17 protein-coding genes and 1 pseudogene are annotated in these 22832 nt (G+C 35.4%); 9 read left to right on the forward strand and 9 right to left on the reverse strand.

Annotated features, from left to right (window positions below):
* Nucleotides 1–27: 27 nt before the first annotated feature.
* The gene (locus H561_RS0117835) at nt 28–1683 is read right to left on the reverse strand and encodes a serine hydrolase domain-containing protein (RefSeq protein ID WP_027388245.1); all 1656 of its coding nucleotides are present in this window, start codon (nt 1681–1683) and stop codon (nt 28–30) included.
* A 118-nt stretch (nt 1684–1801) separates the two neighbouring features.
* A complete protein-coding gene (locus H561_RS0117840) occupies nt 1802–2890 on the reverse strand; it encodes a helix-turn-helix domain-containing protein (protein WP_027388246.1) in 1089 nt (362 codons plus the stop codon).
* 887 nt (nt 2891–3777) lie between these two features.
* Between H561_RS0117840 and H561_RS0117850 the strand changes: the two genes are divergently transcribed.
* The 5 genes and pseudogenes from H561_RS0117850 to H561_RS22775 all read left to right on the forward strand — a co-directional run.
* On the forward strand, nt 3778–4020 hold the full coding sequence (locus H561_RS0117850) for a class I lanthipeptide (protein ID WP_027388248.1): 243 nt from the start codon (nt 3778–3780) through the stop codon (nt 4018–4020).
* Between the two features lie 66 nt (nt 4021–4086).
* The gene (locus H561_RS0117855; protein WP_162143034.1) at nt 4087–5313 is read left to right on the forward strand and encodes a lanthionine synthetase LanC family protein; all 1227 of its coding nucleotides are present in this window, start codon (nt 4087–4089) and stop codon (nt 5311–5313) included.
* 8 nt (nt 5314–5321) lie between these two features.
* Nucleotides 5322–7535, forward strand: a complete 2214-nt coding sequence (locus tag H561_RS0117860) for a lantibiotic dehydratase family protein (RefSeq protein ID WP_027388250.1) — start codon at nt 5322–5324, stop codon at nt 7533–7535.
* 6 nt (nt 7536–7541) lie between these two features.
* A complete protein-coding gene (locus H561_RS0117865; protein ID WP_027388251.1) occupies nt 7542–8405 on the forward strand; it encodes a thiopeptide-type bacteriocin biosynthesis protein in 864 nt (287 codons plus the stop codon).
* A 62-nt stretch (nt 8406–8467) separates the two neighbouring features.
* Nucleotides 8468–8682, forward strand: a pseudogene (locus tag H561_RS22775) (transposase); the annotation flags it as partial.
* Nucleotides 8683–9018: 336 nt separating this feature from the next.
* Here the strand turns inward: H561_RS22775 and H561_RS0117875 are convergent.
* Complete coding sequence (locus tag H561_RS0117875) at nt 9019–9693, reverse strand: hypothetical protein (RefSeq protein ID WP_027388252.1); 675 nt, start codon at nt 9691–9693, stop codon at nt 9019–9021.
* Nucleotides 9694–9996: 303 nt separating this feature from the next.
* On the opposite strand from H561_RS0117875, the gene H561_RS0117885 reads away from it, so the two are divergent.
* From H561_RS0117885 to H561_RS0117900, 3 genes are all read left to right on the forward strand, one after another.
* Nucleotides 9997–12501, forward strand: a complete 2505-nt coding sequence (locus H561_RS0117885) for a PIG-L family deacetylase (RefSeq protein WP_027388253.1) — start codon at nt 9997–9999, stop codon at nt 12499–12501.
* 100 nt (nt 12502–12601) lie between these two features.
* On the forward strand, nt 12602–14293 hold the full coding sequence (locus H561_RS0117895; protein ID WP_027388254.1) for a sodium:solute symporter: 1692 nt from the start codon (nt 12602–12604) through the stop codon (nt 14291–14293).
* Between the two features lie 44 nt (nt 14294–14337).
* On the forward strand, nt 14338–14856 hold the full coding sequence (locus H561_RS0117900; protein ID WP_027388255.1) for a DUF2911 domain-containing protein: 519 nt from the start codon (nt 14338–14340) through the stop codon (nt 14854–14856).
* 99 nt (nt 14857–14955) lie between these two features.
* Here the strand turns inward: H561_RS0117900 and H561_RS24520 are convergent, their stop codons facing one another.
* The 4 genes from H561_RS24520 to H561_RS0117920 all read right to left on the reverse strand — a co-directional run bounded on the left by H561_RS24520 (nt 14956) and on the right by H561_RS0117920 (nt 19246).
* On the reverse strand, nt 14956–15396 hold the full coding sequence (locus tag H561_RS24520) for a PIN domain-containing protein (protein ID WP_155845847.1): 441 nt from the start codon (nt 15394–15396) through the stop codon (nt 14956–14958).
* Between the two features lie 12 nt (nt 15397–15408).
* Nucleotides 15409–17361, reverse strand: coding sequence for a hypothetical protein (locus H561_RS0117910; RefSeq protein WP_027388257.1), 1953 nt, complete (start codon nt 17359–17361; stop codon nt 15409–15411).
* 102 nt (nt 17362–17463) lie between these two features.
* Nucleotides 17464–18408 (reverse strand): bacteriophage abortive infection AbiH family protein, encoded by a 945-nt coding sequence (locus H561_RS0117915; protein ID WP_081411689.1) that lies wholly within the window; start codon nt 18406–18408, stop codon nt 17464–17466.
* An 88-nt stretch (nt 18409–18496) separates the two neighbouring features.
* A complete protein-coding gene (locus tag H561_RS0117920) occupies nt 18497–19246 on the reverse strand; it encodes a hypothetical protein (RefSeq protein WP_027388259.1) in 750 nt (249 codons plus the stop codon).
* A gap of 229 nt (nt 19247–19475) precedes the next feature.
* Between H561_RS0117920 and H561_RS0117925 the strand changes: the two genes are divergently transcribed.
* A complete protein-coding gene (locus H561_RS0117925) occupies nt 19476–20000 on the forward strand; it encodes a hypothetical protein (protein WP_027388260.1) in 525 nt (174 codons plus the stop codon).
* 156 nt (nt 20001–20156) lie between these two features.
* Here H561_RS0117925 and H561_RS0117930 read toward each other — a convergent pair whose 3' ends face one another.
* Together H561_RS0117930 and H561_RS0117935 are read right to left on the reverse strand one after the other, a co-directional pair.
* Nucleotides 20157–20507, reverse strand: a complete 351-nt coding sequence (locus H561_RS0117930; protein ID WP_228372300.1) for a hypothetical protein — start codon at nt 20505–20507, stop codon at nt 20157–20159.
* A gap of 73 nt (nt 20508–20580) precedes the next feature.
* Nucleotides 20581–22743, reverse strand: a complete 2163-nt coding sequence (locus H561_RS0117935) for a hypothetical protein (RefSeq protein WP_027388262.1) — start codon at nt 22741–22743, stop codon at nt 20581–20583.
* Between the last annotated feature and the right edge of the window lie 89 nt (nt 22744–22832).

Raw genomic sequence — 22832 nt, forward strand, 5'->3', positions numbered from 1 at the left:
TCGCTCAATTCATGTTTTTACAATTGCTTATCTGATCCTTACAAATAAGATATGATTTAAATTTTGCCCTGACAGAGAGAATCCGGTGATCTTTTCTTTTGTATTTTTCTGAAAGACAAGCTTTCCGAAATATCCTTCATCCGAATAAAAACTGTTCCTGGCAAACGGATGTAGAATGATGCCGTTATTCGAGCTGTGCCGTGCGACCAATTCATTATTTTTGACTATTAGTTCATATTCGGTATTGAATTCTTCATTTTTGTAAATACCTGCAAATTTTATAAGGTCTGCCTTATTGAGCTTTGGCGGAGTCACTTTTACTTTTTTACCGGCGTATTTAAAATCAGCGATGTGATAAGTACAAATGCCATGATCAAATGAAAAGTAGCTGACCGGCAGGTACGGATTGGTGAAACGGCCATCTCCAATGACAGGTAATTGCATCTTTTTGTCACTGCCGAAAGCCTGGTAATAGAGGGTATTGTTTTCAGCGATGATGTTAAACAGTGATCCCGGGAACATTTCATAAGTCCCTGTGAACTGTTTCAGTTCCTGTGTCGTGTAATGGGTCTTTATGAGTAACGGCGTTTCTATTTCGTATTCTTTTAAAAACAGATCGACAATCTGATAAACCAATTCGAACGGTTTGAAATCACCGTTATTTCCCAGAATGATGACTGAAAACTGATATTTTGGAACCGTTAGGACGTAACAACGATAACCCGCATCGCCGCCGCCATGAAATACAAGTTCCAACCCTTTGTAAGTTTTGGTTTCCAATCCCAATCCATATCGGTTGGTTTCTCCGGAATTGAGTGTGGAAGGCTTTATCATTTCACCAAAGATCTCTCTGTGTTCTGAAGACGGATATTGCATATTGACTATCCATTTGCTGAGGTCTTTAAGGGTTGTGCTGACCCCTGATGATCCGTTGGCCATCAGATTTAAGGCGTAATTTTCGTATTTCCCGTTTTTTAAGCGATAGGAATACGCTTTATTTTTAACAATCAGAGAGGGTGTGTCAACAGCCAGGCTATGGAACATTTGCAGCGGAGTGAAGATTTTATCTTTTAATACGTCCTGAAATGGCTTCCTGCAGACCCGTTCGATGATCTCGGCAAGCAAGGCAAAGCCCGTATTGTTGTATTCGAACTTTTCACCGGGTTTAAAATTGACCTGTTTGATGTGAAGCAGCATGGCCACAACGTCTTTATGGGTCATCCGGTCACCCGGTTCTATCCCTTTCAGTTGCGCTAACTCATGAAGGTTAGGTAAGCCGTGGGTATGATTTGCCAGTTGCCGGAGACTTATTCTGTAGGGAAGGCCTTTTAATTCGGGCAGGTATTTTCGGATATCGTCATCTAATGAAAGCTTGCCTTCTTTTTCTAATGATACGGCAAGAAATGCCGTGAATTGTTTCGAAACAGATGCGATGTGGAAAGCAGTAGAATCCGTAATGGGTATTTTATATTCCATATTGGAGATCCCTCTTTCACCGCTGTAAATGGTTTTTCCCTGTTCTATGATCGCCAATGCAACGCCTGGGCTGTTCTTTTGATAGGAATGTTCCAATAAAGAATCCGCTTTTTTTAATGGTTGTGCTCTGTTGTAATTTTGAGCAAAGCATACATTATAAAATAATGCCAAAGCAAGCAGTAATGTGACTTTAAATAACGGTTTCATTTGATTCAAAATTTAATTTGAAACAAAGTTGAGCTTCTGATCTATTGTAGAAGTCCGACTATCGGTAACCGAACCTATTTCTACTGACCAATGGGTCCGATTAAAAGTCGGACGCTGTCTAAGTATCTGATCTTCTGTAGCCTGAGGGGGTGACGCCTGTTTCTTTTTTAAAGGCAGTATAAAAAGATGATTTGGAATTAAACCCCACCCGGTACAAGATTTCGAGGACCGTCAGATGGGGTTGGTCTTTCAAAAGGATTTTGGCCTCCCTGATCCGGTATTCATTGATAAAATCAAAAAAATGTTTTCCTATTTGTTGATTGATGAGTATAGACAGTTCCTTTTCGGGCATGCCCACCTGTGCAGCCAGCTTTTGCAGGGTCAGGCCCTCATCCAGATGAGGTTTGTTCTGCTCCATATAAGCGATGAGCTTTACTGTACCCGGATTAGGAATGGTGTTCTTATCGGGGATGGATGTTTTTTTTTCAGTTAAGGTTTCAATGGGCTCCAGGTATGATTTAACGCCTGTAAAAAGCTGGGGGCTGTATAAGGCTTTCAGGACAAACCAGCAGATGGTAAATAAAGCAACGCTGCTGATCGCCAGGTAAATGTATTGTAGAAAGCTTTGATCCTGTCCAAGATATAAGAGTCCTAATTTCGCCAGTACAAAAAGATGGGCAAAAAAGAAGAATACCGTGACCTGAAACAGCCATCTGTAGATGCCGTTATCGTCATTCGAATAGTTCTCAAGATAGACGGCTTTGTAGTTCTTCAAACTCAGGAATATGAGGATGATATAAGCATAATACTGTATTTCCCCTGTGATCGTAAAGAGGGTAAAACGCTGATCTGATATGGACGTTAATTTGAAAACAATTAAAAATCCAAGGAACAGCAGGGTGTGGATCAGATGTTTTGGCTTCAGCTTAAAATCAGAATAACAGGTGGCAAGGACATACAGGTAAAATGCAGGCATCTGCAACAGGGAAGAGCATACCTTTACTATTTTAAGATCAGGATGACCGGAAAACAGATGACCCAGAAAAAAACCGGTAAAGTCAAATGCGGTCAGCAAAAGAAAAAGGGCGAATAATTGATTGGCGGGTTTCTTATTGCTTTTGACCGTAAAAAGAAAGACAGAAAACAGCAGCATCAGAAAAACGGCGAGTTTTCCCAGACTGCTGATCAGTTCAATATTTTTTTCCAATTGATTATTTTAAAATTAAAAGACAAATGTAGAGATAAAAGTAACAGGCTGAATAATGACAAAACGGATCAATGTAAAATCTCTTTTTATATTGGATGACATAGGTGATCTCTTCGGTATCTAGAGGCTCTGTAAAATCATACCAAATTACCGGGAATAACTTGATTACTGCCCGATATTTTGATTGATCTGAAATCCTGATCCGGGAGATCCGGCAAAAAAAGTTCCAGCTTGGTTGGGTCATCACTCAATAAGATAAATGCGCTGATGACCGTTGGATCTTTTCGGGGATCTGCAGGATTCAGCAGGAATCCTTTTAAAAACCTGGATACAAATTTGTTTAAGTTTGATCCAGATTTGTCCTGCCGAAGCAATACATCTGTTATCAAACTTTTTTTCCTTATAGTGAGAATGATTATTTATCTGAGATTTTAATTGTAGGCATCATAGATCAATATTTTCTGTATTCTGTGTTTTCATTATTAAACTAAAAATCATATTATTTGTTAACAATAAGTGTTAGCTAAGTCATGCTTTTCCCGCAGGAAGTTTAGAAATATGCCGGAACAGAAAAGATTTTGTAAATAATATAGATCGAAATTAACCCAAATCAGACGGTTTATCAACAAATATGAATGAACAGCAACAATAGTATTGATTTCTATTTTACAAATAACAATAACTGATTATCAATATATTAGAATTGTTTAATTTCTTAATTGGTATGTCGTAATTTATAAATAAAGACTACAACCATTTTTATATTCCGATCTGAGTCGATAATTTTGAAATCAGAGTTAAGCAATGCACTTTTCGACAATGAAGATCTTTTATAAAACCGGAATGATAAAATAAACAATTTAAACAGTAAAATAATATTAATCACTATGAAACAAAAACTGACCCTAAACAAAGAAAGAATTACAAAATTAACTGCAGAGCAATCGGCTTCAATTCAAGGAGGAGGTAGCGCAGGGAGTACTAACAGAGGATTTACCTGCTGCATGTGTACGGGTGGAGACCAAAACACCTACAATTCTTTTGACAGGTGTCCTCCAGGGAATGATACCAAGCCGGTTGATGGCCTGACCCCAATTTATCAGTCTGAACAGAATCAGGGAATCTGTTAAGATTTCAAACAAATTAATTACTGAATGCTCTACAAATGTAGGGCATTTCTTACTATTCTTAAAATCATGAATTTATCAAATAAAATTAATGAAATAGAAGATTTCCTGGATGGCATCCTGCAAAATCCATCATATAATAATGATATTTCTTTGTTTACAGGTATTGGAGGCACTCCAATATTTTATGCTCTTTTATATGAATATAAAAAAGATAAAAAGTATCTTAATAAAATCGATGCATTTATTGAATTTTCTTTTGAATATCTAAATAACAATAACAATGTTATTGGCTTAACCTATTGCGATGGACTGTGTGGATTTGGCCAGATCCTTAATTTCTTAACAGAAAAAAACTTAACGGAAATAGATCTAAGCGAAGCTTTATATTCCATAGACGAAATAATATATCAAAACATAAATCATTTTCTGGCTCAGGCAGATAAATTAACTCATGAGGATAAGGTTGAACAAATTGATTTTCTTCATGGTGTTTTTGGTCTTGCACATTACTTAATCTCACGTCCTAAAAACTCAAATCAGGAAATATTATTTAATCTCTTTGACAAACTTGCTGAAATTATAGAAGATGAATGTAACCTTACGTTGACCGTTAAGGATGAAGTCAGTATCAATGATAATACCCACAAAACCAATATAGGATTAGCTCACGGGCATATTTCATATCTACTGATTTTTTCAAAATTTTATGAACGGTATCCGGATAAAGTCAACATCAAAAAGGTTATAAAAAAATCGGCTTATACGGTGTTGTCATTTAAAAACAAAGATTCTCAAAGTGATCATATCTTTCCGGGAATAGCAGTAAATGGCCAAACCGCTAACTATGATGTTCATTTGGGATGGTGCTATGGAGATCAATCTGTTGCTTTCGGGTTATATAAAGCAGGAACAATATTAGAAGATGATGTCTTGATTGATATTTCAAAAAAAACGGCTTCTTCCACTCTGAATAGATTGGATTTAGCAGCGGCCCAGGTATTTGATGCCGGGTTTTGTCACGGAGCGTCAAGTGTCGGATATTTACACTTAAAATGGTACTTGCTGACTCATAATAAGGATCATTTAATTGCTTACCATCAGTTTATTAAAGAAACGTTAGCTTTTTGTGAATTTAATCAAGGAATAGCGGGGTACAAAAAATATAATGGTCCGGATAATTATAGTAATAATGTGGGAATGTTAGATGGGTTAATTGGGGCTGGAATTTTTTTACTGGATGCCAAGCTGGAAAATAAAGATTCTGACTGGGATTCATTTTTTTTACTAAATTAAACTGATGTATGAAAAAAAAATTATATAAACCATTTGAAAATTATTTACTAAGAACTCCTGTTTTGTCACTGAATTTTTATAAGAATCTGACGGCAGAACCAATAATCAGCGATAATACATTTAAGAACCTAATTACAGACCTAACCATAAGAGAAGCTGTATTTTTAGCTTCCCCGTCTCTTTTGGCAGAGTTTGATAGTTGGCTCAATAATCCGAAAAAGGACGAAGCAAAGATTGAAAAATTAAAATATACGTTGTTAAAATATGTTTCAAGAATGTCATCAAGGTGTACTCCTTATGGTCTTTTTGCTTCCTGCTCAATAGGTCAGCTATCTTCTGATACAGACATCAGGCTTAATGACAAGTCAAAGTATAAACGTCATACCCGTTTGGATATGAACTTTATGGTCTCATTATATTATGAACTATTAAAAATAGAAGAAATAAGAAACAGTTTAAAACTGTATCCAAATACAAGCCTGTTCAAAATCTCTGATAAATACCGATATGTAGAATATCACTATAAAAATGGCAGTAGGCAATATGAGATTGTTGCAGTTGATTATTCAGAATATCTAGAAAAATTAATCACAGCCGCCCAGACCGGAGTTACTAAAAAAGACCTGATTAAAATATTAATGAATATGGGTTTCGAAGAAAACGAGTGCGAAGAATTTATCGACGAAATAATTCTAAGTCAGATTTTAGTTTTTGAACTGGAACCTAATGTGGCAGGACAGGAATATCATAATCAATTAATTTCTATATTAGATAAAAATGAGATTACTATTTCAGCAGAAATAAAAAATATATTAAAAAAAATAGAGACTTTAGATCATCAAATCGGCAATTCTATTGAGAAATATAATGATATTAAAAAATTAGTAGAAATATTTAAAGTGTCTTTTGATTCAAAGCATTTATTTCAATGTGACTTAATTTCTACATCAGCAGCTAATTTTTTAGATCAGAGAATCGCGGAACAAATAATTCCGGCGATCAGACTGCTTAACAAAATTTCACCCGCACGCCATAAATCTTACTTAGAAAAGTTTAAAGACCGGTTTTATGAGCGCTATGAAAATATGGAAATTCCTTTGATGGTCGCACTAGATCCTGAAATTGGAATTGGTTATGGTTCCAAAGTAGAAAGTAATGACTTTAATCCCTTAATTGATGATTTACCCATCAGGAATAAGCACGTCAATGAAACTCAAGAATTAAAGTGGTCTTTAACCGATATTATATTTCAGGAGAAATTTTCAAACGCCCTGAAAGACAAAAAGTACAAGATAACGATTACTGATGATGATTTCAAAAGTATTGATAACCCGAATGAGAATAATTTACCCCCGACTATATCCATTATTGCAGAAATTATCAGAGAAGAATCTGATTGCAAAATTTCCTTCAGTGGGTGGGGCGGGGGCAGCGCAGCAAATTTAATGTCCAGATTTTGCCACAGTGATGATTTAATTGATAAACATGTTGCAAATATTATTTCTTCAGAAAAATCAGACAGCAATACTATCATTGCTGAAGTCATCCATCTCCCGGAATCGAGAGTAGGAAATATCTTATCTCGGCCTTCATTTAGAGATTTTGAAATTCCATATTTAGCCAAGTCCACGAAAGATCAGGCAAATCAGATCCGTGTAGAAGATCTTGTGATATCTGTAAAAAATGACCGCCTTTATTTAAAACATTCAAAGCTGAATAAGGAAATTATTCCCAGGTTAACCAATGCGCATAATTTTTCAAATCCAAGGGCTCTACCCGTATATCATTTCCTATGTGATATGCAGTTTATTCATCACAATAGGGGAGGCGGAATTCCACTAACTAATTTTGAGTCGTTGTATTCTTTTATTCCAAGGATAGAATATAAGAATATTATTCTTTCTCCTGCCCATTGGTATATGAAGAATAATGATATAGTTCATTTATTCAAAATAAAAGATGATGTTAAATTATTAAATGAAGTAAAAATCTTAAAAGACCGCTTTTCTTTTTCTCAATTTATTTTATTGTCTGACGGAGACAACGAGCTTTTGATTAATTTGGAAAATTTAACGTCAATAAAAATGTTTCTTTCAACAATTAAAAACCGCACCGGGTTTAAGTTATCGGAATTTCTGCATGATTTTAATAATTCTATTGTGAAGGACGAGCATAATGATTGTTATTCAAATGAATTTATCATTTCTTTTAAAGTTGAATAGTTTGTTATGAAAGAAAGATTAAATATAATAGGAGGAGAGTGGATTTATTATAAAATTTACCTGGGGTCTAAAACAGCAGATAATTTTTTGTCGAATGAAATCAAGTCATTAGTTGATTATTTGACAGCTAATGATGTAATAGAAAAATGGTTTTTTATAAGATATAATGATCCCCAACCTCATTTAAGAATACGCTATAAATGCAATTCATCTCAATTGCCCGTAGTCATAAACATGATGTATAATATTTTATATCCGTTGGTTCAAAACCATACAATCTGGAAAGTCCAAAATGAAACCTATAACCGGGAAATAGAAAGATACGGGTTGCATACTATAGAATTAGCAGAGTTATTTTTTAACTATGACAGTAATATGGTGATTGACTTTTTTTCTAAATATAAAAATGATGATGAGAAAAGATGGTTATTTGCTTTAAAGGCTATTGATCATCATTTAAATTTATTTAAATATTCTTTGTTGGAAAAAAGAGATTTATTGGAGAGGCTGAGTATAAGTTTTAAAAGTGAGTTTTCAAATTCAAAGGAACTCAATACAGGACTTAATAATAAATTCAGAGAAAACAAAAAGAAAATTGCAGATTTCATTGACAGCAATGATGAAAATATGGATGTAATTAATATTTTGACAGTAAAGAATAAAAATTTGTCAGATACTGCAGATGACATAATGAAAATTCTTGCAGACGATACTTCTTTAAATATGAACAGCTTCAATGCCAGCCTGATTCATATGATGCTTAACAGGATTTTTAAATCTAAGAACAGAATGAATGAATTTGTATGTTATGACTTTTTATTTAGGTATTACAATTCTAAAATTGCAATGGAAAAATATAATGCATTATAATATGATTTTATCATTATACTAAATAAATAATTCACTCAGATTATGGTGACAGGGTAACTTCCCTGTTTTTATTTGCATTGAAACAGTCTGATATTGGAGTAAGATTAAAGAAGTTTGTAGAAAGATGGGTGTAGGTGAAGCCACTTTTTACAATGGGAAGAAGAAATCCGGAGCTTTGGCGTTTACGGCAATTAGAGGAAGAAAACAGCAACTCATAAAGTTGGCAGCCAACTTAAATCCGGATAAGCAGATTCTTCAGGATATGCTGAAAAAAAAGTTCTAAGTCCGGTTCAGAAGCGTAAACCGGCGAGAGCAATACAGCACAATTACAGGGGTCCTCAGAGAAAAAGCGGTCATTTGATATTCCTTCGTTCAGGTGTTTATGATTATCATTTTGCCGCAACTTAGAGACTGGTGGCTGAAGGCATTAAAGGGACAGGATTTCTGTCCCTTGTCGTTTTTTGGCAGTAACGCCAGGCATCAGTAACAGGCAGCTTGAAAGAAAATGCTAGAAAACTCAGGAATACATCCGGAATTATTTACCAGGATGACCAGGTTTATCCATGCCTATATATTCTAAAGTTGCTGCTCCTGCACATTGTACAAATGCGGTTTAACCGTTGCTTTTCTTTTCAGTGGTAAATTTTTCAGCAATGATATAAGGCTGATTCAGGCAATAATCATCCGGGCATATCATTTCATTTCCAAAAATTAAGACTTTCATATTCTTATAATCGCTTTCGTATTCCCCGTCAATTTGAACCTGTAAATTTTCAGACTCACAAAGTCTCCTGAATGGATCAAGTAAAATTTTAGGCAAAGTAATATATTCGGCATCGCTTTCTTCAGTCATTAAACCTTTAAAGCTTTCAGGAATTTCTTTTTCTCCAAACAGATTCTGGGTGTTCCAAAAAAAGTCTTCCAGCTTTTTCCAGGAACCGATGTCGTTTTGAAGCAATTGATAAAATTTACCAAGGAATTCGAATTTGTTATCCGGTACCCCGATGATCATGCACTGGATTTCCGGGCTCTCCATTATTTTCAGAAGCGGATGATTTTCGTAAATATTTATTTTCAGATAAGGCATCAGGTTTCCGGAATCAAAATTTTTAAAACCAAAAACATTTTCTGCATTGATGATCCAGTCGTTTTGTTTTTCTGTTTCATCAATTAGAGTGATGTGAAGCTGAAGCCGAGCACGGTCAGCTTCAAAAACAAGTTTTTTTAAATAGGTGAAACCCTGAGAGGCAAAATTCTTTGAATTTGAAACTTCAACCAGTTCTTCCATTGCTGTATGTTTTAGTGAAATTAAAGTTAGGAAAACAGGATTGGTCCTGCAAATGTCCTGTTTTTAAAACCTTCGAAACGGCGTAATCCCAACTTTTGTCAGGGTTATTACTTAACTTAAGCGTATGATCCTGAAAACTTACCTTATTCCCAAGATACTTCCGGACGACGGCGGCAGACGTTCCGGCAGCCTTAACGGCTTCTTTCAGCCGTTTTAAACCGTCAGCAAAAAGAGCGGGTTGCCTTTTCTTTTAAGGCTGAAAGAAAAACGATTTACTTATATTTGCGCCCAAAGCAGATTCAAATGTTCAAAAAACTAATCATTGTATTGATCCTTGGCTTTTCTACGGTTTTTTGTCGGGCCCAGCAGGTCCGGCCCTCAAAATCATCTGAAATTTACCGCGAACTCAAAACCCTTAAACACCTGCCTAAAGTTTTATACCTGGCGGCTCATCCCGATGATGAAAATACAGGACTGCTCTCCTGGCTCATCAACGACCGGAATGTGGAAACGGGCTATCTGTCTTTAACCAGAGGGGACGGCGGCCAGAATTTATTAGGCACAGAGCAGGGGGCGGCGTTGGGTTTAATCCGGACCCATGAACTTTTGGAGGCCAGAAAGTTAGACGGCGCCCAACAGTTTTTTACCCGGGCGATTGATTTCGGGTTCTCTAAAAATACAACCGATACCTTTAAACAATGGGATGCAGATCTTATCACAGCGGATGTCGTCTGGGTCATCCGTCAATTCCGTCCTGATGTAATCATTTGCCGTTTTCCGCCTACCGCGGCGGCAGGCCACGGGCAACATGCGGCTTCGGCAGTGGTGGCGGAAAAAGCGTTTAAGCTGGCCGGCGATAAAACCGCTTTCCCCAACCAACTCAAATATGTTAAGGTATGGCAGCCCAAACGTGTATTGTGGAATACGTTCCGCTTCGGCGCAGTCAATACAACGGCCGAAAATCAGCTGAAAGTTACCGTCGGGCAATATGATGCGCAGCTGGGGATGGGCTACGGTGAACTGGCAGGATTAAGCAGAAGCTTACATAAAAGCCAGGGCGCGGGAACACAGTCCGTAGCCGGGATCAGGACTGAATATTTTAGCCATGTTCTTGGTGAGCCTGCCAAAGCAGCTCTTTTTGATGGCGTAGTCAAAACCTGGACCGCAAAAGGAAACACAGATATTGACCAGTCATTGGATAAAATTATTTCCGCTTTCAATTTCAATCAGCCTGACCTGAGCTTGCCCGCTTTGCTTGTTCTACGGAAAAAGGTAATGGCAATCAATGATGTGAACCTGAAAAAGGATAAAATGACGGCACTTGACCATATTATTTTAAGCTGTGCCGGGTTTATGGGCGAGGCCGTGACGAATCAGGCTGAAGCGGTTGCCGGAGAGCACTACAATTTCAGGTTAAACCTGATTTCAAGAGCTGAAAATCCTGTCGTTGTTGAAAATGTAAAATGGCTGAATCAGTCAGAAAGCTTCAACAGGAAACTGTCAAAAGATTCTTTAATGACCATTGAACATGACATTCAGATTCCTGCGGATGCAGCACTCACAGAACCCTACTGGCTGGCAAAACCAGCCACGGACGCGGCCACGTTCTCTGTTCCCAATGATACTTTAATCGGCCTGCCGGAGGCAGAATCACCGTTGAATGTATTGCTTGACTTAAAAATCGGTCCGGAAAAGTTCCGGGTGAAGCTTCCTTTATCGTTCAAGAAATTAGACCCGGTTCGGGGTGATGTGGTTGAAGCCCTGCGCGTTATTCCTGCACTGGAACTGAAATTTACACAGCCGCTTTATCTGGTCAAGGAAAATGAAGATCTCCGTTTAAGTTTAAATGTTAAGGTAAATTCCAATAAACAATACAATAAAGGGACTCTGAACCTGATGTATAACGGTGAACGGTTAGGCACCGCTGATGTCAATCCGGTCACTGAAAAAGATTTTACCATCGATTACGTTATTCCAAAAACCAAGCTTGCCTCAATCCATTCAAACCGTCTGCAACTGGATGCTGATTTTGTTGCAGATGGAGTCACCTATAACAAAAAACAGGTATTGATCCAGTACCCGCATCTGCCTTCCCTACAATATTTTGTGCCTGCATCGGTAACCGTCATGAAAGGCGATATCCGGGCGACGGTTAAAAAAGTGGGCTACATCCAGGGGGCGGGCGATTTCATTCCTGAGTTCCTGCGCATAGCCGGTATCCAGGTAGAGATTTTGAAAGATGAAGATTTTTATGGCAACCCGGATGGATCAGGCGGAAACGGCAGCCAGAACAGGCTGTCGCAATATGATGCCATCGTCCTGGGGGTCCGTGCCAATAACACGGAGAAAAAGCTGGGCCGCTGGATGCCTTTCTTATGGTCTTATGTAAAAGCCGGAGGCAATCTGGTGATGCAGTACAACACCAGCCAGGATACCACCGTTAAACAATTGGGGATCTACAGTTTCAGCATTGCCAATAAGCGCGTGACCGAAGAAAATGCGGCGGTTACCTTTTTAAATCCAGCTCATAAATTACTCAACTTCCCGAACAAAATTACGGCGGATGATTTTAAGGGCTGGGTGCAGGAGCGCGGCGCCTATTTCCCGGACCAATGGGATGCGGCGTATCAACCGCTTTTTGAAATGCACGATACCGGGGAAGAGCCTCTGCAGGGCTCCACTTTATATGCCCCATACGGCAAGGGTAATTTTATCTATACCCCGCTGGCCTTTTTCAGGCAGCTGCCTGCAGGAAATGTGGGGGCGGCCCGTTTATTTTTAAACTTTTTATCGGCACAGAAAAACTGATGAGCAATCAACTTAAAAACTGGAATACCTGGTACATCCTATTAGCCGTTGCATTGGTAGGTCAGATCATATTTTATTATTTATTTACTAAATTCTGGGCATGAGTACGATAGACTGGACCGTTCTTATTTTCACCCTTGTTGCCGTGGTGGTGTACGGCGTATATATCGGCCGCGGCCAGAAAAGCAACGCCTCCTACCTGAAAGCCGACAATAAAATGCCCTGGTACATCGTGCTGATCGGGATTATGGCGACACAGGCCAGTGCCATTACCTTTCTTTCAGCACCGGGACAGGCGTATACCGACGGCATGCGTTTCGTTCAGTATTACTTCGGCCTGCCTTTGGCGATGATCGTGATCTGCATCACGTTCATCCCGATTTTTCAGCGCCTGAATGTGTACACCGCCTATGAATACCTGGAGAACCGTTTCGATAAGAAAACAAGGGTGCTCACGTCACTGCTTTTTCTTTTCTCCAGGGGCTTGTCCACGGGAATCAGCATTTACGCGCCGAGCATCATCCTGTCAAGCGTCCTCAACTGGAATATTTATGTAACCAATGTATTAACGGGCGGCATCCTGATGATTTATACCTATGTCGGCGGTGCAAAGGCGATTGCCCACACCCAGAAACTACAGTTCCTCATTATCCTGGGAACCATGGCTTTTGCCGGGTACCTGCTGATCCAGGATATGCCGGGCGGCATCGGTTTTAAGGATGCGCTGTATCTCGCAGGAAAATCCGGAAAGCTCAATGTCATCACCACGGAATTCGACTGGAAGGATAAATACAACATCTGGAGCGGGCTGATCGGCGGTTTCTTCCTGGCCCTTTCTTATTTTGGGACCGACCAGAGCCAGGTCGGGCGGTATATTACGGCAAAAGACAATACCAACGCAAAAATGGGCCTGCTGCTGAACGGATTGGTTAAAATCCCGATGCAGTTTGCCATTCTCCTGATCGGGGCGCTGCTGTTCGCCTTCTTTTCCCTGAAACCGGCCCCGGTTTATTTTAACGAACGCTCGTATCAGCATCTCAGGGAAACACAGCCTGAACAGGCGGCGGCTTTTGAAAAAGAGCACCAGGACCTGCAAACGAAATTCAATGCAGAATCGAAAGAAATTTTAAAGCTGAAAGAAACGCATTCTCCCCGACTTAACAAAACAGTTGAGGATTTTAAAAACACACAGACCGCAGTGAAAGAATTGCATGGCAGGGTAGAAGAGGCGATCAATAAGTCAGACTACAATGCGGAGAAAACCGATACCAATTATATTTTCCTGTATTTCGTAAAAAATACCCTGCCTGCAGGGATGATCGGTCTCCTGTTTGCCGTTATTTTCCTGGCCAGCTGGGGTTCCATTTCCGCGGCGCTCAATTCCCTTGCCGCCTGCTCATTGAAAGATGTCCATCTGATCTTTAAAAAAGAAATTCCTGATGATGCCACCGAGCTCAAGTACAGCCGCCTGCACACGTTAGCCTGGGGCATCTTCTCCATCGGCGTCGCGATGTTTGCCACGCAGATGGGTTCCCTTATAGAAGCGGTGAATGTATTGGGTTCCCTTTTCTACGGCCCGATCCTGGGGATTTTCCTGGTTGCCTTCTACTATAAGAAAGTCGACGGGGCGAATGTATTTATTTCTGCCATCTTATCAGAAATTGCGGTGATTGCCGTGTATCAGTTCGATATCGTTTCTTTCCTCTGGCTCAACGTCATCGGGGCCGCGGCAGTCATTATATTTTCTACCGTCGCGTTGCTGTTTTATAAGCCGAAAGCCGTAAATTCGTAGACATACAACAATAATAATAACAATAAACAATAAATAAAAATAGTATGAAATCAATCCTAAAATCGGCGACCGTTCTTGTTGCGGCCATGACGATCTCCGTAAATGCCTTTGCGCAGGAAACCAAAAAACCGGCCAGCCCACCCATGACGGCGACGGGAAAAATCAAGGATGCCACCATTACCATCGCCTACAGCAGTCCTTCTGTGAAAGGCCGTACCATCTGGGGTGGCCTGGAAGCGTATGATAAAGTGTGGCGTGCCGGTGCCAATGAAGCCACGACTTTCGAGACGGATAAAAACATTACCGTTCAGGGTAAACCGTTACCTGCAGGGAAATACAGCTTTTTCCTGATCCCTAAAGCAAGCGGAACCTGGACTGCCGTTTTTAACAAAGAGCCAAAACAGTGGGGCGCCTATAAATACGAAGAATCTAAAGATGCTTTACGGGTAGATGTTAAAACAAAAGCATTACCGGCAACCCAGGAAACTTTGGTGTATAAAATCAACAAAAACGGGTTCACCATGGATTGGGATAAAATCTCGGTTCCTGTAGAGATTAAATAAATTCACCTATAGAAAAGCTAAAATCCCGGTAATGCGGGATTTTCTGTTTGTAATTTTGATTAGGTAGTAAAGATGACCAAATTTCCACAGCTGATAGTACTATTGCATTAGGAAGTTCGTGTTTCTTTTTTTCAGTTGTTTACAGTAGCTAGTAACAATGACTTTAAGATAGGCCTTGTCATAGGGGATAGAACAGACCTTTCCATACACGATAAGGTGATCTAACGTTTTGGAAAGATCTTTGAAATCTAGATAGATATCCAATTTTGGTAAAGCAAAATAAGGTTTAAATGTTTCTAAGTTTTTTAAAATTTTACCTTTATTATAAATGGTTTTCTTAAATTGGTTTATGTCATTTTGACTACTTAAGATTTCTTCTCTTATATTACTTTGTATTTCATTTTTAGTTATCTCTGTCAAGTATAGATTTACAGTTTGATCTTTTCCAAATTGAAAGAGACATTGTAAATTTGTGCTGTCAAAAAAATTATTTGATATAAAAACTTCTGTATCAATATATACATTTCTAGTTTTCAGTATATTCCATTATTTTTAATCATTTCCCAACGTTTTCTCAATGTAAATAACTCGTTCTGCAATAGTTTTTGGGTCCGTTCCTTCAAGAGTTACTTCGTACTCTTCAATTTTCTGTCTCGAAATTAAATCTTGCATTGGGATAGGATCCTTGAAAAACGATTCAAAATTATCTTCAAAAGTTTTAGAAGACGTATAATAGTGATTTTCCTTAATTATTGGTTCTTTATTAACTTCCATTTTGATATTTGTAAGTTTCCCCGTTACAAAGTATGAAAGAAAAAGAAGAAAGTCTGAGACAGGAACATTATCAATTATTCTACCAGCAAATTGTGGAAAGTTTACCACGATAATATTTACTATTTTTCTTTCTCCCTTTTTTCCTAGCATATTTTCAAATCTCTCCCAATTATTTTCTAAAAAAGCAGACTTTCTCAGAACTTGATTTTTTGCTTTTTTAATTGTTTGAAAAGATGTATAAAAATCATGTTGTTCAAAGGGATAGGTTATACATTTGATTTCGGCAACAATTATTGTGCTTTCAGTTTTTAATACCAAATCTATTTCTTCTTCTTGCCTCACGCTATTTTCATCAATGAATGAAAATTTAGATTGTTCAACAATATCAAACTTGGCAAATTCATTTAACTTTTCCGCACGCAGATAGTCTTTTATGTAATCTTCAAATTTAAATCCACGTTTTGCTAAATCGCAATTTCCTGCTTCAAGCCACTTGTCTACAAGATAAAGCATGTTTGCTCTTAAAATAGTAGCGTGAGAAAAAAAGTAAAATTCACCTTCTTCGTAGATAGGATATAGAAAAAGATCGTGTTTATTACCTTTTTTAGTAAGCAGATCTAAGAATATTAAAATTTGACTTTCTTTATATTTGACCGTATTTTTGAAGTACCCTAATAGTAGTGACTTTTTAATCCAAGGATTGAATCGTTTAAATTTCGTTAAATCTTTAATACCTGTGTCATTATAAGCAGGCATTGGGAGTACCGCAACAAAATCGTATAAAGAAGAAAAAAGATTTACAAGATCTATAATTGTTAGATCTTCAAATTTGGAAATTTTTTCCGAATGATAAAAAGGATAGTAGGTAAGAATGGGTGCTAGAAAGGAAATATAGGAATTTGTAGGATTTTTTGATTTTGTCTGATATCTTATTTTTAACTCTTCATTTTCTTCGATTGATTTTATTATTTGAAAAGATCTTGTTAAGTGATATATTTTTCTTATTTCTTTGTATTGTTCCAGATCTGATTGTAGTTCGATCATGGTATTACTGATATTTCTAGTCAATCTCGTCAAAGCAACATTGTCCAGCATTAAATTCCTCTGATTTGACACTAATTTAATCTGTGGATAATCAAATTTTATCTCTTCTCCGCGCCATATTATTTTATCATAAGACTGTTTTATTGCATTAAATGTTGAGCCTATTAATGTGAGATATTTAATGACATCAACCTGTGCAATTTCATCTGTTGTCACATTGTTCTTATTAAACTTAACATAATTAAGATAATTTAAGTTTAATGTTGCAGTTTCAATTGCTGAATCTATTAATCCCCACACAGGTTCAGTACTATTTTGGAATTCAGATTTTTGAATATAGATATTTGCAGGAATATTGCTGTCATAAGAATCACCAGAATGCAATTGTTTATTAGTATCTTCTGTGATAAGGATATCAGTTCTATTTAAATCGGCAATTATTAGATTAATAAACTCTGCTTTATTTAGTGTCGATTTCTCCAGCGCCTTTTCGAGTGCATTACATATTTCTTTAAAATATAAATTAAAGTAGTGAGAATATTTGAAAATTGAAAATGTTGTAGGGTCAACTTTAAGGGGTTCAAATTCGATTTTATGTGCTTCGAGAGTTTTTTCTAAGTCATATTTTAAAGAGAATGGATAAAAACCTTTTATCCATAATATTTTGTCTATAATATTTTTAGTCATTTTATATCTTTAAATTCTAGTGATATTGAATATTAGTGTTGTATTTAAATTTCATGAAATAGTTTTAAAACAGCTATCTCTCAACCTAGATTAATGAGATGTTCAATTAAGATTTAGTTCTTTTTCTAAATCCAAACAATATTTAATGATATACAGGCTTTCATCAACTCCAAGTCTCTGCATCGTTCTTATTGCATTATGTTTATCGGTTTCAGAAAAATATGATAAGGTCCATATTACATTTTCATTGACAGAATTTAAAACTTTCTCAATGTAAGGAAAATCAACATCACTATACGATAGACCCCAAATGATGACTTCCTCTATCGGGGATAGTTTTGAAAAGAAAAGATGATTATGATTGATAACTTCTTCAGTTGGTTTTCTCATTTTATCATAGAATGCAATAACTGCATTTTCAGCAAATTTTTCATGACCTATTTCACTTGACTCAACATTTCCATATTCATCTACCTCTTCAAAAATATTTTGATCGCCATATAAGGCCTCTCTCACATTAAAAGCATCAGTCTTTTTTCCGTGACCAAAAATAAGTTTTTCACCGACTTTATGATGAATGTGAAGAATATTTGAGTCTAGTATTTCATATATTCTTTCTAAAGTTTCTGTGTAATTAAAAGTAATATAAAAGTCATCATTCTTGAGATTAAATTTTTTGCTTAATAGATCAACTTCTAACGAAATAATCCATTCTTCAAAACCATTCCTAATATATTGTAATAATTCATCACACTCTTGTTCAACACTTATTTCAGCGTCGTACCAATCTCCATCCCTGAAATCATCAGACATAAAGTTAGGTGTATTATCTCCTATAATATCTTTAAGTGATTCATATACGATGTTTTTCTCTAGATTTGTTTCGAAATCAGACCATAATTCCGAATCTTCTTCAATGTCATAAAATTTTGCCATACAATCTAGAACGTCATATCTGTGATTCTTCAAATATGTATGAAAATGGCAATATTTGCAATTTAGATTGTGAGTTATATCAAATCCATTACCTATTAGGTATAATCTCATAGTTTATTAGTATTAAAATGGTTTCAAAAATTTCGGTCTTTAGCTTATGGAAGAAGCTAAAGACCGAAATTTTTATTGTGAATTAACTTTATGCAGAAATTGTTTCAAACTGTTTTAATCTTTCGGCTTTGATGACTTCTAATTGTTGGCTAGTAAATTCAAATTTATCAATTGTTTGATCAGAATGAAGTTTGTCAATAATCCATTTTTCCACATCGTATAATAACTCAGTTATTTTTTGTTCTACATCATGCTGCTGGTCTAAATTATTTTGGAGTTTTGTTTCTAAGTGAGGTTGATAGTTATTTCCACTGTAGGTAAGTTCCGCCTTCTTTTTCCTCAGTCCTTCTCGCATGAGAGAATTAAGTCTTAGCAGCTTTGGTGAAAGGTCATATCCAAGATAGATGGTTTCGTTGAATATTTTAATTCTAAGATCACTTAAATCATTGTCAATATCTGTGTATTCTTGGATGTTAGTGCTACTGTCAAAGTTCCATATTTTTTGGTATTTAAAGTATTGTGCCTGTATTGACTGCCAGCACTCAATTTTTTTCTCAAAAGATTTTTGTCCGATTGTTGACAACAAATTATTTCTTACATTTTCATCTCTAAAAAAAAGTCCCATCTGCGTTTGAATGTTTTTTGATAATTGATTTTTAAATTCTTCAATTGCTTTTTTGGAATTCTCTTCAGCGATAGCTTTCATAGAGTATTTATAATAAATACTTGCCAGAAAAACGACAATAATTACGGTCAAAAATAGTATTATTCCCCAAATCCCGAGCTTGCTATCAATACTTTGTAGTAGCTCTTGCAAATCTTTTAAATTAACTTTCATGATATTGTTTTTTTTAAATCTTTAATTCCAATTTTAATACTAACATTCAAATGTAGAAAATTCATTTTATTATTTATTACGGTTTTCCTCAAAGTAAAAGTATTGATATTGGTATAAACAAGATTCAGTATTTTTACTGAAAATTTACTTTTATTAATTAAAACTTTATTGATTTACTTATATTAGTAAAAATTTAGAATATAATAATAACCATTAAAAAAACTTAAAAATGACGTTCACTGAATTTATTACACAATCTTCTTCATTGGATAATTCTACAGGTAACTTCGCAAAGAAAATCTTAGATGATGAGAGGTTTCCAGTTAAGGAATCAGAAAGACAAATGCTGGATTATTTAAATATTAAAACACAAAGTGAAGGAGACAATAATGCATTCCAAAGATTTCTAGCAGAATTTAGAAAGAAAAATAATGAAACACTAAAGATTGTATTAAATTTTCTAAAGGAGAATAATATAAAATCAATTGCTGATGCGACTGACAAAGGAATAGCAATGGGTTATGTAGAAACTTGTGGTTATATAGTAACTATACCTTTGGGAAGTGATTATCCTAAATCTGTGATGAAAGATATGGAGCAGCTTGGAGCTATGAATATGCAATGGGTTGATATTTCGAATGGAGGACAGGTACAAAGTTTTTTATTTGATGGACCTAATTTAGGACATGGTATAACGCTTCGTTTTTGTTGTCAAGAAATACAATTTAACTTTTTACTTTCATTAATAGACTAGTAAATATTAAAAATGTAAAATCTAATTTCCAGAATTAGATTTTACATTTTTTTTAATGCGCTTTTTTCAGTGCACAGTTTATTACAGAGCCATAGTTTATATTCAAAAATTTAAATCATTAGATATCTTACCATTTTGTGTATTTAAGTTTTTAAATTAAAATAAGTTTAATTGTTTACAATTTGGCAGATACATAAGATTGGTAGTAATGTACCAAGCTTCAAACCCTGTTTTCTTGCATTTTTTTTTCTCCACTTCCCAAAGTCTTCCAGCTTTCTCTAATTGTCTTTTGTACCTGCAAATATTCTTTTGAGGAATTCCAGTTGCTTCGGCTATCATAGTTGCTGTTGCGATATGATTTTGTAGATATTGAAATACTATCTGCAATTGATTTTCAAAGTATGTGAATCGTCTATTTTTTTGAAACTGCAAAAATTCTTGCTTACTAAATTTTGTAGCAAATAAAGTTTCCGTTATAACTAACTGATTAAATTTTAATTTTTCCATTATACAAAGTATTTATTATTATACTTTGCAATATTATATGGGGCATTTAGGGGCAACAATAAGGGCGTACTCCCTATAATAGCTTTTCATAGTCCCTATTTACACTTTCTTTATGTTTAAAAGCGGTGTAACGGGATTTATTTTCTGTTGAACTGTTTAAAAGACTGCTAATATTACCTTTGATAGCTCTTCCATCCTTATCACTATTGAACCATCTAGAAACCTCAATATATAATTTATATTTGCTCTTAAAATGATTCTTCTCTAGGTAAGTAAAGTATTCGAGATAATCAAGCATTGCTACTACGTATGGTAACTTATTTTCGATTAGTAACTGAATCAAAATATTTTTATTTTTATCTGAAATATTTTTTAATTTTTCAAGCTCAAAAAAACCATATGTATCTAAATTCTCACTTAGTAGTTGTGATTTTGTTTTTTGCTGCTCAGGATTGTCAATAGTTGGGTTAGACTTACTTTTTTTACCTTTCTCGTAATCACCTTTTATATAGTAAACAAACACCTCATATGGATTTTGTTTTCCGTTTTCGCTATGTCGCCAAGACCAATGCATTACATCACTAAAATCTATGTTATAAACCAATGATTCTTCTGAAATAGTAGTAATTATGCTTCTTAGACATAATAAACATTCGTAAATAAAATTAAATTGATACTCTGAGTATTCCCTATCTTCCAAAGGGATATCTTTAAATGTATGTTCGAATTTACTAACCTGGTACAAATGATAATCTTTGCCATCTTCAAAAAAACCTTTAAAAACCATCTTTAAAAAGCCAGTCCTTTGTTCATTATTCTGCAATTCGAAAAGTTTTTCCTTAATCTCACGGATAGTATCTTTTGTAATTTCAGCATAATCGAGGTCCGGCTTATAATCAAAATCGTCCTCATACATTTTGTTCAAAATTTTGGTAAAATTTTTATAATTTTCTCCTCCTTCGTTACTTAAAGTGTTTAAGGCGTTATATGCCTTGCTATTATTATGAATACTTTTTTTCTCTTCCAACAATTTTCTATTTAGAAACGATTGTCTTTTATCAATCGTATTTAAGAGGTGCTTTTTAAAACTGCAAAATTCATCCTTTATATCACCCAATATTGAAATCTCATTATAAACAGGCTTTTTTAATTCTTGCAAAAATGATAAACATTTTGCTAATTCATTTTTAATAAAGTCATTTTCATTAGTGTCAATATTTGAACTAGTAAAATCATTTCGTAATCCATCATATTTTTCAATATACTTTTCAGTATGAAGAAATGAATTGTATGTGTTTTCTAAATACATTTTTAATAACCCAATCTTCAAATAACCAAATATAATACTTACGGTCATGGGATATTCTAACTTTTCGGAGTTAATCTCTAAATCCAAAAATTTTTTGAAAATTTTTTCTATGGATAGTCCATCAGTTCCTGTAATTAATCTTGAAATATCAATTCCATAAGTTATGAAATCTTGGAGTTTACTCGTGTTACTTGCTTTACATTGTTTCACTATCTCAGTTTGAATTGCAAAAAATGATAGACTGAAATCTTGAGTAAGTTCAAAAACATTTCCGTTGTTTATCATCCAGTCATCTACTTCGAATTCAAATTCGACTGGTTTACCTTTTAGTATATTTACAGCATTCCTGATTCCTTTCTCGTCTAATGTTTCAATAGTAATTTGATGTCTATTAAATTGTATTTGTTTGCTTTTCTCAATTTTATGTTTGTCATCAAAAGACAGGAATGGTTTGAAACAGTCATACAAAGTTTCATGAAAATCTCTAACAAGATCGTATGGTAAAAAATTATCTAAGCTTAGCTCTAAATTTTCTAAAATAGCTACATATTTACTTTTTGCTTCTAAGATCAATTTTACATCTTCTTGATCATATTTTTGAGTTTCGACAAGTATCATGAACTCACCGATATTGTAAAAATGATTGTTAGCAATATTGGATAGGTCGGTTATTTCTAAACTATTTATTTTTTCGTTTACTAAATTTTTGCAGTTATTACGAAAGCTATCGACAAGCTTATCTCCTTTTTCTGCTATAACTTCTCTTTCAAATTTATGTTCAAAATTTATTTTAGGGTCCAAATCGTTATACGCCTTCCTAAGATCATCAATCTGATCCAGCAACGGTTTTTGTTTATTGAAATGCGTTATATTCGAATATAAAAAATCGATGAAATAAAATATATTTTTGACCTGTACTGTAATCATTACCTGCTTTTGTTTTTCAAATTTATTTAGATTATCACTACTTCAATTAGCACTTATCAAAAAATGCTAACAAATTTAAATAAAAAGAA

It is taken from the genome of Chryseobacterium gregarium DSM 19109, assembly GCF_000430845.1.
Taxonomy (GTDB): domain Bacteria; phylum Bacteroidota; class Bacteroidia; order Flavobacteriales; family Weeksellaceae; genus Chryseobacterium; species Chryseobacterium gregarium.